General features: G+C 43.5%; 14 protein-coding genes. 11 read left to right on the forward strand and 3 right to left on the reverse strand.

The features are described 5' to 3' along the window. The first annotated feature begins 113 nt into the window (after nucleotides 1–113). The 3 genes from secA to mutT are packed head-to-tail and all read left to right on the forward strand — an operon-like array spanning nucleotide 114 to nucleotide 4,451. Nucleotides 114–2,828 carry a preprotein translocase subunit SecA gene (gene secA / locus MAR181_RS07390; RefSeq protein ID WP_013795981.1) on the forward strand — a complete coding sequence of 905 codons (2,715 nt, stop codon included), beginning with the start codon at nucleotides 114–116 and terminating at the stop codon, nucleotides 2,826–2,828. Between the two features lie 16 nt (nucleotides 2,829–2,844). Next, the gene (gene argJ, locus MAR181_RS07395) at nucleotides 2,845–4,065 is read left to right on the forward strand and encodes a bifunctional glutamate N-acetyltransferase/amino-acid acetyltransferase ArgJ (RefSeq protein ID WP_013795982.1); all 1,221 of its coding nucleotides are present in this window, start codon (nucleotides 2,845–2,847) and stop codon (nucleotides 4,063–4,065) included. Beyond that, a complete protein-coding gene (gene mutT / locus MAR181_RS07400; RefSeq protein WP_013795983.1) occupies nucleotides 4,065–4,451 on the forward strand; it encodes an 8-oxo-dGTP diphosphatase MutT in 387 nt (128 codons plus the stop codon). The genes argJ and mutT overlap by 1 nt, the downstream gene beginning before the upstream one ends. An 80-nt stretch (nucleotides 4,452–4,531) precedes the next feature. Here mutT and MAR181_RS07405 read toward each other — a convergent pair whose 3' ends face one another. Then, entirely contained in the window at nucleotides 4,532–5,329 is a 798-nt protein-coding gene (locus MAR181_RS07405; protein WP_013795984.1) for a response regulator, read from the reverse strand. A gap of 140 nt (nucleotides 5,330–5,469) precedes the next feature. Between MAR181_RS07405 and ppiC the strand changes: the two genes are divergently transcribed. From ppiC to MAR181_RS07425, 4 genes are read left to right on the forward strand one after another with little or no spacing between them, the layout of a single operon-like run. Then, nucleotides 5,470–5,748 carry a peptidylprolyl isomerase PpiC gene (ppiC, locus tag MAR181_RS07410; RefSeq protein ID WP_013795985.1) on the forward strand — a complete coding sequence of 93 codons (279 nt, stop codon included), beginning with the start codon at nucleotides 5,470–5,472 and terminating at the stop codon, nucleotides 5,746–5,748. 46 nt (nucleotides 5,749–5,794) lie between these two features. Beyond that, nucleotides 5,795–6,223 (forward strand): protein tyrosine phosphatase family protein, encoded by a 429-nt coding sequence (locus MAR181_RS07415; RefSeq protein WP_013795986.1) that lies wholly within the window; start codon nucleotides 5,795–5,797, stop codon nucleotides 6,221–6,223. Nucleotides 6,224–6,235: 12 nt separating this feature from the next. Next, nucleotides 6,236–6,847, forward strand: coding sequence for a helix-turn-helix domain-containing protein (locus tag MAR181_RS07420; protein WP_013795987.1), 612 nt, complete (start codon nucleotides 6,236–6,238; stop codon nucleotides 6,845–6,847). 43 nt (nucleotides 6,848–6,890) lie between these two features. Beyond that, nucleotides 6,891–8,237, forward strand: coding sequence for a class II 3-deoxy-7-phosphoheptulonate synthase (locus tag MAR181_RS07425; protein ID WP_013795988.1), 1,347 nt, complete (start codon nucleotides 6,891–6,893; stop codon nucleotides 8,235–8,237). Nucleotides 8,238–8,328: 91 nt separating this feature from the next. Here the strand turns inward: MAR181_RS07425 and MAR181_RS07430 are convergent, their stop codons facing one another. Both MAR181_RS07430 and MAR181_RS07435 read right to left on the reverse strand, forming a co-directional pair. Further along, nucleotides 8,329–9,027, reverse strand: a complete 699-nt coding sequence (locus MAR181_RS07430) for a GIY-YIG nuclease family protein (protein WP_013795989.1) — start codon at nucleotides 9,025–9,027, stop codon at nucleotides 8,329–8,331. 96 nt (nucleotides 9,028–9,123) lie between these two features. Next, the gene (locus tag MAR181_RS07435; RefSeq protein ID WP_041651242.1) at nucleotides 9,124–9,750 is read right to left on the reverse strand and encodes an O-methyltransferase; all 627 of its coding nucleotides are present in this window, start codon (nucleotides 9,748–9,750) and stop codon (nucleotides 9,124–9,126) included. A gap of 236 nt (nucleotides 9,751–9,986) precedes the next feature. Between MAR181_RS07435 and thrS the strand changes: the two genes are divergently transcribed. From thrS to rplT, 4 genes are all read left to right on the forward strand, one after another. Next, entirely contained in the window at nucleotides 9,987–11,924 is a 1,938-nt protein-coding gene (gene thrS / locus MAR181_RS07440) for a threonine--tRNA ligase (protein ID WP_013795991.1), read from the forward strand. A gap of 8 nt (nucleotides 11,925–11,932) precedes the next feature. Further along, a complete protein-coding gene (infC, locus tag MAR181_RS07445) occupies nucleotides 11,933–12,466 on the forward strand; it encodes a translation initiation factor IF-3 (RefSeq protein ID WP_013795992.1) in 534 nt (177 codons plus the stop codon). A gap of 75 nt (nucleotides 12,467–12,541) precedes the next feature. Next, a complete protein-coding gene (gene rpmI, locus MAR181_RS07450) occupies nucleotides 12,542–12,736 on the forward strand; it encodes a 50S ribosomal protein L35 (RefSeq protein ID WP_013795993.1) in 195 nt (64 codons plus the stop codon). A 42-nt stretch (nucleotides 12,737–12,778) separates the two neighbouring features. Beyond that, on the forward strand, nucleotides 12,779–13,135 hold the full coding sequence (gene rplT / locus MAR181_RS07455; RefSeq protein WP_013795994.1) for a 50S ribosomal protein L20: 357 nt from the start codon (nucleotides 12,779–12,781) through the stop codon (nucleotides 13,133–13,135). The last annotated feature ends 76 nt before the right edge of the window (nucleotides 13,136–13,211 follow it).

Genomic DNA, 13,211 nt, shown 5'->3' on the forward strand with positions numbered 1-13,211 from the left:
AAACCAGACTATATGTCTGGTTTTTTTGTGTCTAGGTCCTTGATATTTCATGTTTTGTCACACATTACCGTGATAGACTCTATTTATTACTAATTGGCTACGTTGAATTCGAGATGTTAGGAACTGTAATTAAAAAAATTGTCGGTACTAAGAATGACCGAGAAGTAAAACGTTACAAGAAAGTTGTGACACAGATTAATCAGCTTGAAGAAAGCTTTAAATTATTATCGGACGATGACTTATCCGCTAAAACGGGTGATTTTCGTGAACGGATTGAGCAGGGCGCGTCACTGGATTCTATTTTGCCAGAAGCGTTTGCAACCGTTCGTGAAGGCAGTCGTCGAGTGATGGGTATGCGTCACTTTGATGTTCAGTTGATTGGCGGTATGGTTCTGAATGAAGGCCGTATTGCCGAGATGCGTACTGGTGAAGGTAAAACACTAGTAGCAACCTTAGCTGTCTATCTAAATGCTTTGAGTTCAAAAGGTGTTCACGTTGTTACGGTCAATGACTATTTGGCAAAACGTGATGCTAATTGGATGAGACCGCTTTATGAGTTTCTAGACATGAGTGTCGGTGTGGTTTTCTCTGGGCAAGAAAGAGAAGACAAAAAAGCGGCTTACCTTAGTGATATTACCTATGGTACGAATAACGAATTTGGTTTTGACTATTTACGAGACAACATGGTGTTCCGTCTGGAAGACCGAGTGCAGCGTGATTTGAATTTCTCTGTGGTGGATGAAGTTGACTCCATCTTGATTGATGAAGCGCGTACGCCTTTGATTATATCGGGTGCGGTTGAAGACAGTTCAGAGCAATATCGTAAAATTAATGCTTTGGCAGGCTTGCTTATCCCTCATGTTGAAGCGGATGAAGGTGAAGAGGGACAAGGCGGACATTATGTGCTTGATGAGTCTCAGCGAAGCATTGAATTAACTGAAGAAGGTCATGGTTTTGTTGAGTCTTGGTTGGTTGAACAGGGTATGTTGGAAGAAGGTGAGAGCCTTTATGCCGCCTCTAATCTAGCCTTACTTCATCATGTTCATGCTTGTTTGAAAGCGCATGTCATTTTCAAAAAGAACGTGGATTATGTGATTCAAGGTGACCAAATTGTCATCGTTGATGAGCACACTGGCCGAACCATGGCTGGGCGTCGCTGGTCTGAAGGTATTCATCAGGCGGTTGAAGCAAAAGAAGGTGTGACGATTCAGGCAGAGAGTCAAACTTTGGCATCGACTACCTTCCAAAATTATTTCCGCTTGTATGAAAAGCTGTCTGGAATGACGGGAACAGCGGATACGGAAGCATTTGAATTTCAGCAAATTTATGCTCTGCAAGTGATTGTGATCCCGACCAACCGTCAGGTTCAGCGTAAGGATTATAACGATCTCATCTATATGTCGACTCAAGACAAATTTGAAGCCATTGTCGTGGATATCGAAGACAATGTGAAGCAGGGCCGACCAGTTTTGGTTGGTACAGCGTCGATTGAGTATTCTGAGTTACTGTCGAATTATCTAAACAAGAAAAACGTCAAGCACAACGTTTTGAATGCTAAGCAGCATGAGCGTGAAGCTGAAATTGTGGCGGAAGCGGGTCGACCTGGCGCTGTGACGATCGCGACTAACATGGCAGGTCGTGGTACGGATATTGTGTTGGGCGGTAACTTGCAGGTTGAGTTGGATCAACTTGGTGAGTCTGCTTCAGAAGAACAGATTGCAGCATTAAAAGAGGATTGGCAAGGTCGTAATGATGCCGTGTTGGCGGCCGGTGGCTTGCATATTATTGGTACCGAGCGTCATGAGTCTCGTCGCATCGATAATCAGCTGCGTGGACGTGCTGGACGCCAAGGTGACGTTGGTTCTTCTCGTTTTTACTTGTCACTAGAAGACAATTTAATGCGTATCTTTATGTCTGACCGCATCAAGAAAATGATGGTGGCCTTAGGCATGGAAAAAGGTGAAGCGATAGAGCATAAGATGGTCTCAAATGCCATTGAAAAAGCGCAGCGTAAAGTGGAAGGTCGTAACTTTGATATTCGTAAGCAGTTGCTAGAATACGATGATGTTGCCAACGACCAGCGTCAGGTAATTTACCGTCAGCGCTTTGATATGATGGTGTCTGAAGATTTGTCTGAAGCCATTGCAGCGATGCGTGAAGAGGTTGTTACTGGGGTAATTGATGAGTTCATTCCGCCTCAAAGTATCTTTGATATGTGGGATGTGGCAGGGCTAGAAGAAAAAATTCGTAATGAATTCAGCTTGACGATTCCCGTATCACAATGGCTTGAAGAAGATAAGAAATTGTATGAAGAGCCATTGCGTCAAAAGGTTCTTGATTGCTTTGTAGCAGACTATCAAGCAAAAGAAGAGGTAGCGGGTGCTGAGCAATTCCGCTCTTTTGAAAAGCAGGTTTTATTGCAAGTTCTGGATACATTGTGGAAAGAGCACTTGCAGACGATGGATATGCTGAGACAAGGCATTCACCTTCGAGGCTATGCTCAAAAAAATCCTAAGCAGGAATATAAGCGTGAAGCGTTTGAGTTGTTCCAAGGTTTGATGGAGCAAATCAAATTTGAAGTGGTGCAAATTATTACTAGAGTGAAGGTTCAATCTGCTGATGAAGCAGAGAAGATTGAGCTGGCTCGAAAAGAGCAAGAAGCGAAAATGCAGATGAATATGGTTCATAACTCTGTTGATTCTCTTGCTGACTCAGCGGAAGGTGGGGCGACAAATTCAGCTCAAAATGTACCTAAAGTGGGTCGTAATGAGCCTTGTCCTTGTGGTTCGGGTAAAAAATATAAACAGTGTCACGGTAAACTGGTGTAATTGGAGTAACAAATAAATGGCTGTTGGCTTGCAGGATTTTCCGGCTATCCCTGAGATTGATGGGGTGAGAATTGGCGTTGCGGAAGCAGGTATTAAAAAGCTCAACAAAAAAGATGTTGTGCTCTTTGAAGTGTGTGAAGGTGCGAGTGTCGCTAGTGTTTTTACTCAGAATGCATTTTGTGCGGCGCCAGTTCGTGTCTGTCGATCTCATTTGGCGCAAACAAATGCGCGCTATTTATTGATCAATACAGGTAATGCTAATGCTGGTACCGGCCAGCCTGGTGTTGAAAATGCTTTGAAGACTTGTCAGGCATTGGCGGAGCAAGCTGGCGTGTCAGTTGAATCTGTTTTGCCCTTTTCAACCGGCGTGATTGGTGAGCCGTTGCCAGCGGATAAGATCATTGAGGCCATTCCAGCGGCATTGTCTAGCTTGTCTTCGGCTAATTGGGCTGATGCAGGGCTGGGTATCATGACGACCGATACTTTGCCGAAGGGCTCGTGTCGTGAGTTTGAATTTGAAGGTAAAACATATCGAATTGGTGGTATCTCAAAGGGGGCGGGTATGATCCGTCCTAATATGGCTACCATGTTAGGTTACGTCTGTACTGATGTGGCAATTGCGCCTGACTTATTGCAGCAATTATTGAAAAAAGCGACAGACAAAAGTTTTAATCGCATCACTGTAGACAGTGATACCTCTACTAATGACGCTTGTATTGTCATTGCCACTGGTAAAGCGGGTAATGAAATGATTGCTTCGTTGGAAACGCCGCTGGCGCAAGCGTTTGAAGATGCATTTACTGACGTGATGCAAGAGCTGGCTCATGCCATTGTTCGTGATGGTGAAGGAGCGACTAAGTTTGTCACGGTAGAGGTGATCGGAGCAAAGCAAACTGATGATGCGACTAAGACTGCGTTCGAGATTGCTCATTCTCCTTTGGTAAAAACGGCCTTGTTTGCTTCGGATCCTAATTGGGGTCGTATTTTAGCGGTAGTGGGCCGTGCTGGTGTGGCTGGTTTGGATGTTGATCGAGTACAGCTTCACATTAACGGTTTTGAGATTGCGCGTGATGGTGGGCGCTCTCCAGATTATCTAGAAGAGCACGGAGTGCAGGCGATGGCACCAGAAGACATTCATATCTTGGTAAATTTAGGGATGGGTGATTCTGCAGACACGGTTTGGACGACGGATTTTTCTCATGAGTATGTCACCATTAATGCTGAGTATCGTACCTGATGTTGATTAAAGTCGCTGTTGGTTTGATATTGCGTGATGAGCAAGTATTTATTGCATTGCGTCATGCTTCACAGCATCAAGGCGGGCTTTGGGAGTTTCCTGGTGGTAAATGTGAAGCGTCTGAAGCGGCTGATGTGGCCTTGGCTCGTGAGCTCCAAGAGGAATGTGGTATACAGGTTGAGGCCTGTGAGCATTTTGATACGATTGCGCATGATTATGGTGATAAGCAAGTAGAGCTGATTTTCTTCAAAGTTACTGACTTTACTGGTGAGCCTTCTGGTTCAGAAGGTCAAGAGATTCGCTGGGTGTCGATCACTGAGTTGGCGGATTACGATTTTCCTGAGGCGAATGTGCCTATTGTTAAAGCATTAATGTCAGATTGTTAATGAGTTTGTCAAAGCATAAAAAAAGAGCTCAATTGAGCTCTTTTTTTATGCTTTGACAAATAGGGCTTCTAAGCGAAGGTTTAGTTAAGAATTTGAGCCAGCAGTTGACGGACAGTATTGGGCTCAAAAGGTTTACCACAGACGGCATCAACGCCTTCTTGAGTAATGTTTGAAAGTTGACTGTCTTCTGAGTTTGAGCTCACCATCAAGATTGGGATGTGGGCGATCTCAGGATTTTGTCTGACAGCTTCAGTGAGTTCTCGACCATCCATTTCTGGCATGTTGTAATCGGTCACAATTAGATCAAACTCTGATTCATTAAGCCGTTCAATTGCTTCACGGCCATTCTCCGCAAATTCAATGTCTTCTATGCCCATGGTGTTCAGTGTTTTACTAACGTGCTTTCTTGCCATCAAGCTGTCGTCTGTGACCAGAACGCGTAAGCTTTTCGGGTCAAACATTTCTAAATCAATTTCCTCTTCAACGATGAGGTCGAGAGTGGCGTGAATGGCACGTTTTAAGTCTTTTTGATTGAAAGGTTTGGGTAAAATGGCCAATACGCCAGATTGTTTCAAGTGCTCTAAATAGTTGCGGTTGCTTTCGCTGGAAATCAGCATGAAGCATTGCTCTTCTGTGGCTTGATTGCTACGAATTCTATCAATTAATTCGTTTGCCGAGCCATCAGGTAAATACATAGAGGAAATAACGAGGTCCGGCGGAAAGTTGGATAGAGTTGAGATGGTTTCTTCTATGTTGCTGGCATATTCAATTTGCTTAATGCCGGCATCTTCTAATGCTTTTGTGATGATTTTTCGTTGTGTTTCAGACGGTTCAACAAGGAGAAAGGATAAATCGCTGATGACTGCATATGTGCTCATGAATGTCCTGGCCTATTGGTTATCTTTATATTCATTAATGTCGTAAAAGTTGATTCAACTAGTGATGACACATAGGTAATTCTATTATACTAATTGGGTTAAAGTATTTTATCTAGCAGATTCAACAATTAGAGGTTTTCATGCCAACGGCGAGTGCATGTCACATTTTGGTTAAAACGAAAGCAGAAGCAGCTTCTATCAAGAATAAATTGGATAAGGGTGCGGATTTTCATAAGTTGGCAAAACAGTTTTCGACTTGCCCTTCTGGAAAAAAAGGTGGCGATCTTGGTGAGTTCCACAAAGGTGATATGGTGCCAGCGTTTGATAAGGCTGTGTTTGGTGGGCCTTTATTAAAGGTTCAAGGTCCTGTGAAAACTCAGTTCGGCTTCCATTTGATCAAAGTGTTGTATCGAAACTAAATCTTTTTTTGGTAAGTATTTATCCATTTTCAATAGGAATTAGATCATGACAGTGCCAGTACAATTAGATGACCATTATTTCGTAACGCCGCAGATTTCGGTGGAAGACTTAGCGGCGTTAAAAGCGCAAGGTTTTAGCTTGATTGTTAATAATCGACCGGATGGTGAGGCAGAAGATCAGCCGTCCGCCCAGTCGCTTAAAGAAGCGGCTGAAGCAATGGGCTTTGAGTATGCATGGAACCCAATTGAACTGCCTAAATTGGCTCAGTCTCATGTTGATCTACAGGGTAACGTTTTATCAGAGTCAAAGAAGACGCTTGCATTTTGTCGTACCGGTACCCGTTCTTCTGTTTTGTGGGTGCTGTTAGAAAATGGCAAGGGACGAAATTATAGTGATCTTGTTGCTGAAGTGTCCGCAAAAGGTTTTGATTTGTCTCGTTGCGCGCCGTCTATGGCTCCTTTGGTTAAAGGCTAGTATTGATTTTTTATGGTAAGTCGTCCGTCATTAGAAACTGCTACAGCGTCTGACCCAGATCGTTTTGTTGAGCCTTTGGAATTGGGTAAGCGAGTCAAAAAAATTCGTTTGGCAAAGGGTTGGACTCTCGAAGAAGTGGGAAAACGAACAGGAATTGCTCGATCTACTTTGTCAAAGATTGAGAATGACCAAGTTTCTCCTAGTTTTACCATAGTGCAAAAGCTCATTAATGGGTTAGAAATGGATTTACCTCAGCTGTTTGTTGAGGCCAGTGATCAATCCATTGCAGGGCGACGCGATATTACGCGCAAAGGAAAAGGAGAGCCTCATCCTACAGCCACTTATGAACATGAGTTGCTAAATTTTTCCATTAGTCGCAAAAAAATGGTGCCTTTTAAAACACGAGTAAGGGCCAGAGCCTTTGCTGAGTTTAAGGAGTGGGTGCGTCATGATGGTGAAGAGTTCTTGTTAGTGCTGCAGGGTAAAGTTAATTTTTTCTCTGAGCTCTATGAACCAATTGAATTAAAAGAAGGGGATAGCGTGTATTATGACGCCACTATGGGGCACGCGGTTACCTCTTTGTCAGCAAAGGATGCTGAAATATTGTGGGTAGTCGCCCGCTAACATTTAACTAAAAGCGAATATTAAAATAAGGTTGTATATAGTTATGAAAGACTGGGAGTTAACAAGTTGGAGAAATAAATCGGCCCTTCAACAGCCGATTTATCCAAGTGCTGAGCATTTGGCTCGAGTTGAAAGTACTTTGGGAAAAATGCCTCCTCTTGTTTTTGCAGGTGAAGCACGTCAGCTGAAGGGGGCGTTAGCGAAAGTGGCTAACCGTCAGTCTTTTTTGTTGCAGGGCGGAGACTGTGCCGAAAGCTTTGCTGAATTCCATGCTAATAATATTCGCGATACGTTTAAAGTTATGTTGCAAATGGCGGTGGTGTTGACCTACGCCGGAAAATGTCCCGTTGTTAAAGTGGGTCGAATGGCTGGTCAATTTGCTAAGCCAAGGTCAGCCGGTACCGAAACTGTTGGTGAGATTGAGTTACCAAGTTACCGTGGTGACATCATTAATGGTATTGAATTTACTGAAAAAGCGCGTGTGCCAGATCCGGAGCGTCTGATTCAGGTTTACAATCAAAGCTCGTCGACTATGAACTTGTTGCGCGCCTTTGCTCAAGGTGGTTTTGCAGATTTGCATCAGGTGCATAAATGGAACTTGGATTTCTTGAATGCCAGTCCGGCGGGCAGTCGTTTTCAGGGCGTGGCAGATAAAATTGATGATGCGTTGCAATTTATGGAGGCGTGCGGCATTGGGCCAGGCTTAGCGCAATTGACCGAAACCGAATTCTACACGTCCCATGAGGCGTTATTGTTGCCATATGAAGAGGCGTTAACACGCCAAGATAGTATGACGGGTGAGTGGTATGACTGCTCGGCTCACATGTTATGGATTGGTGATCGTACGCGCCAATTGGATGGTGCGCATGTTGAATTTTTGCGTGGCGTACAAAACCCAATCGGCGTTAAAGCGGGCCCTTCTATGGACCCAGAAGATTTGGTGCGCCTATGCGATGTTTTAAACCCTAATAACGAAGCGGGTCGCTTAAATGTGATTGTTCGTATGGGGGCGGATAAAGTAGAAGATGGAATGCCTGCCTTGATTCGTGCGGTGGAGCGTGAAGGTAAGAAGGTGGTTTGGAGTTGTGATCCAATGCATGGCAATACCGTCAAGGCATCTACAGGCTACAAAACACGTCATGTTGATGATGTGCTAAAAGAGGTTCAGCAATTCTTCCAAGTGCACAATGCTGAAGGTACTTACGCCGGTGGTGTGCATTTTGAAATGACGGGGCAAAATGTGACTGAGTGTGTTGGTGGTGCATTTCAAGTAACGGAAGCTGATTTAGCAGATCGATATCATACGCATTGTGATCCACGTTTGAATGCGGATCAGTCTTTAGAGTTGGCTTTCATGATTTCTGAAACGTTGAAAAAAGCTCGGGCTTGATGTTTTAGTATTTTTACCTCTCTTCTTCCAAAACAAAAAAAAGACCAGCTTGAGGCTGGTCTTTTTTTTGTTTGTGCTTGATCTAGATTGATTAGCCTTTGCGTTTTCTGAAAGCCGAAGAGGCGGATTTAGAGGTGATGTCGATTTTAGCCATGATGCTGGCCATTTCACCTGCTTCCGCTTGCTGTTGGATCTTTAGCTTTTCTTCTCGTTCTTTTTTTGCGGCGCGCTCTGCTTCGTTGAGCATTTTTTGAATGCTGGCTTTGCTGCGTGTGCGAGAAGATGTTTTTTTAGTTTCTTTAATTGGTTCCACAGGTTTATCTAGTCTGTCCTCACCAATAAGCTCGCCGAAAAAAGACTTTGCAGTGGGTGTGGGTTCAATGGCTTTTTTCGGCAGTTCAATGGTCTTTTTTGCGGCCGTTTTTCTTGGTTTTTTCACAGGCTCGGCTGTTGAAACGCCATTGGCGTCAAACATGGCTTTTTTACCAAAGTTGACATTAAGGGATTTCTCAGCGGTTTGAGCGATCTTGTAGCCACGTAAGCTTTCACCATTGTAGATGGTGATGTAATCCGTCTCTAGCTCGTAAAGTTCCTGTTTATCTGTTGTCTCAAATAACTCTTCAACCGTGAAGGCTTCCATACCATGTTCTCGTATGTCGTTGTAGAGTGGAAAGTCTAGACCTTCGTTTGTTGCTTCTACATATTGTTCAAAGCGCTGAAAACCGCTATTGAAAGATGTGCCTATGTAGTGTTTTCCTGAAATGTTATTCGTGATTTTAAAAACAACCAAAATTGCAGCCTCTTAGCTTGTCTTTTTTAAATAGCAAATAACCTCTATTCACCTTTTGCTGAGAAAGGGTGATTGAGGTTGTTAAAGAATATAGTGTTAGTGTTTGACGACGATATTAAGTCCGTCTCGAACATTTAGATGGACATTTTCGACGCGTGCGTCTTGAGCGATAAAACGGTTCAAGTCATTTACGGCGATGTCACTGTTTTCTTGCGGGTCTAAAACTCGGCCTTGCCAAAGAGAATTATCAATGATGATTAATCCGCCTGATTTTACCAAAGGTACTACCGCTTGATAGTAGTTAAGGTAATTGCGTTTATCGGCATCGATAAAGACAAAGTCAAATTCACCGTCTAAGGATTCGATCGTCTCGAGTGCTGGGCCAAAAACCGCTTCGATTTTGTGTCCGTACTCGCTACGAGCAAAAAAGGATTGAGCAAATTCAATGGCTCTTGGATTGGTTTCACAGCAGATAAGCTTACCTTGTTCAGGCATACCTTCCGCAATGGATAGGGCAGAATAGCCTGTAAACATGCCTATTTCTAGAGCACGTTTTGGCTGCGCTATTTTTGCCAATAGCTTCAAAGTGCGGCCAATGGTCTTTCCTGACAATTTATTCGGGTAGCCCATATCAGAATAAGTCTTTTCAACTAATTCTAATAATAGGTCTGGTTCTGCTTGAGTGGTATCAATGCAGTAGTTGTCAAGAATATTGAGATCCATAACGCCTTGGTTCATGAAGTGTGTGAAACGGATGGCAATTTTACCCACTGTGTTGAGAATGTCTATGGCTGAAGGTGAGAAAAAGCACTTGATTTTTTTCTACCTCAAAGAATTCACACCTTTTGCGTAATTGCTAAATTAAGGTCGCAAGGGCGTCAGAAAAATGGTAGGTTAAGCGCTGAAATTTCCATGTGCTCTTTGGTATGGAGCACCACTGACTCCGATAGGGGAAAAAAATGCCTGTAATTACTTTGCCTGATGGCAGCCAACGTTCTTTTTCTGATTCCGTAACTGTGATGCAAGTGGCTGAGGACATAGGTCCTGGTCTTGCGAAAGCCACCGTTGCTGGTCGTATCAATGATCAACTTGTTGATGCTTGTGAACTCATCACTGACGATGTAAATCTTAGCATTGTGACTGGTAAAGATGCCGAAGGCGTCGAGATCATTCGCCACTCTTTTGCTCACTTGGTTGGGCATGCCGTCAAGCAGCTTTATCCTACCGCTGAAATGGCGATTGGTCCGGTCATTGATGAAGGCTTCTATTACGATATCGCTTATGAACGTCCTTTTACACCAGATGACCTTGCGGCCATTGAAAAACGCATGGCTGAATTGGTTAAAAACGACTACGACGTTGTTAAGAAGATGACGCCGATTACTGAAGCACGTCAACAGTTTGTAGATCGTGGAGAGTCTTATAAAGTCGCTTTGATCGATGATATGGACGATTCAGTAAAAGAAGTGGGCTTGTATCATCACGAAGAATACATGGATATGTGTCGTGGACCACATGTTCCGAATACCCGTGTATTACGTCATTTTAAACTGATGAAGTTAGCAGGTGCATACTGGCGCGGTGACTCTAACAACGAGCAATTACAGCGTATCTATGGCACAGCGTGGAATGATAAGAAAGAATTAAAAGCCTATTTGACTCGAATTGAAGAAGCGGAAAAACGCGATCACCGTAAATTGGGTAAACGACTTGATCTTTTTCATGTGCAAGAAGAAGCGCCAGGTATGGTGTTCTGGCATCCGAAAGGTTGGAGCTTGTATCAGGTTGTTGAGCAATATATGCGTCAGAAGCAACTTGATAATAATTATCAAGAAGTTAAAACACCTCAGATCGTGGATAGAGTGTTGTGGGAGAAGTCAGGTCACTGGGGCAAGTATCATGAAAACATGTTTACAACGCACTCAGAAAATCGCGATTATGCGGTTAAACCAATGAACTGCCCATGCCATATTCAGGTGTATAATCAAGGCCTTAAGAGCTACCGTGATTTGCCTTTCCGGATGGCAGAGTTTGGTTCTTGTCACCGTAATGAGCCGTCGGGTGCGTTGCATGGCATTATGCGTGTACGTAATTTTGTGCAAGATGACGGCCACATTTTTGTTACTGAAGGTCAAATTCAACAAGAAGTATCTGAATTTATCGATCTGTTGCATGAAGTTTATGCGGACTTTGGTTTTGATAATATTATTTATCGTTTGTCGACTCGACCAGAGCAGCGAGTGGGTTCGGACGAAGTGTGGGATAAAGCTGAGAAAGCCTTAGCCGATGCTTTGGATTCGGCTAACTTGGCGTGGGAAGAGTTGCCAGGTGAGGGGGCTTTCTATGGTCCTAAAATCGAATTCTCTTTGAAGGATGCCATTGGTCGAGTTTGGCAGTGTGGTACCATCCAAGTTGATTTCTCTATGCCAACACGATTGAACGCGCAATATGTTGCTGAGGATGGTTCGCGCCAAACGCCAGTGATGTTGCATCGTGCCATTGTTGGATCATTAGAGCGTTTTATTGGGATTTTGATTGAAGAAAACGAAGGTGCTTTCCCTGTTTGGTTAGCCCCTGAGCAAGTAGTGATCATGAATATCACCGATCGCCAAGCTGATTATTGCTCAGATTTGGAAAAAAGATTGAATTCAAATGGCTTTAGAGCAAAACTTGACTTGAGAAACGAGAAGATCGGGTTTAAAATTCGCGAGCATACTCTTCAACGAGTGCCTTACATGATCGTTATCGGTGACAAAGAAGTTGAAAATCAACAAGTCGCTGTTCGAACACGTACAGGTGAAGATCTTGGAGTAATGAGTATTTCTGATTTTGAAGATTTGCTTCAAAAAGAAGTTGCTCGCCGTAGCCGTAAACAAGAAGTGGAGATAGAGCTATAAAAGGTAATATGAATCGTGGACGTGCCGCTAGCAAGCAGCGTCCTCAAATCAACGAGAACATTCGAGCAACCGAAGTGCGTCTAATCGCAGCTGATGGTGAACAAATTGGTGTTGTATCGATTGAAGAGGCGCTTAAAGCAGCTCAAGAAGCGAGCCTTGACTTAGTGCAAATTGCTGACTCAGATCCAGTTGTTTGTAAAATTATGGATTACGGTAAGCATATTTTTGAGCAGAAGAAAGCCAAAGCTGCTCAGAAAAAGAATGCGAAGCAAATCCAGGTTAAAGAAATGAAATTCCGTCCAGGGACGGAGGAAGGGGATTATCAGGTAAAACTCCGCAACCTGATACGTTTCCTTGAAGGCGGGGATAAGGCCAAAGTATCACTAAGATACCGCGGTCGTGAAATGGCCCATCAGGAGCTTGGTATGCAGCTTATGAATCGAGTCGCTCAAGACTTAGAGGAATATGGTGCAGTAGAGCAAGCTGCGAAAATGGAAGGTCGTCAATTGACTATGGTGCTAGGCCCCAAAAAGAAGAAGTGATTTCATTGGCTAGCCTATTTAGGTTAGCCAGCTAGAAATTACACTAACATTAACGAATGCGAGAGTGGTTTTATCATGTCCAAAATTAAGTCACACAGTGGCGCAGCTAAGCGCTTCAAACGTACCGCGAATGGTTTTAAGCATAAGCAGTCTCATACTAGTCACATTTTGACTAAGAAATCGACTAAGCGTAAACGTCATCTTCGTTCTTTGAACCAAGTTGCACAAAGCGACAAAGCGTTAATTGTACGCATGTTGCCATACGTTTAAGTTTCATTTTTAGTCATTAATTATTAGTAAAGGGTTTATATTATGCCTCGCGTAAAACGTGGTGTTCAGGCTCGTCGCCGTCACAAGAAGATTTTAAAGCAAGCTAAAGGTTACTACGGTGCACGTAGCCGTGTATTTCGTGTAGCTAAACAAGCTGTCATCAAAGCTGGTCAATACCAATACCGTGACCGTCGTCAGCGTAAGCGTCAATTCCGCGCATTGTGGATTGCTCGTATCAACGCAGCGGCTCGTCTAAATGGTTTGTCTTACAGCCGTTTCATTGCTGGTCTTAAGAAAGCCACAATTGAAATCGACCGTAAAGTTTTGGCTGATCTAGCTGTGTACGAGAAAGAAGTTTTTGCAGCGATCGTTGAAAAAGCGAAAGCAAGCTTGGCTTAATTCTGACGTAGCCTTAGGGTGATTCGATCTTGAAAGAGAGTATCTTAATAGAACGAGTTATCCAATGCAGTCTTTG

It is taken from the genome of Marinomonas posidonica IVIA-Po-181 (genome assembly GCF_000214215.1).
In the GTDB taxonomy this organism is placed as follows: domain Bacteria; phylum Pseudomonadota; class Gammaproteobacteria; order Pseudomonadales; family Marinomonadaceae; genus Marinomonas; species Marinomonas posidonica.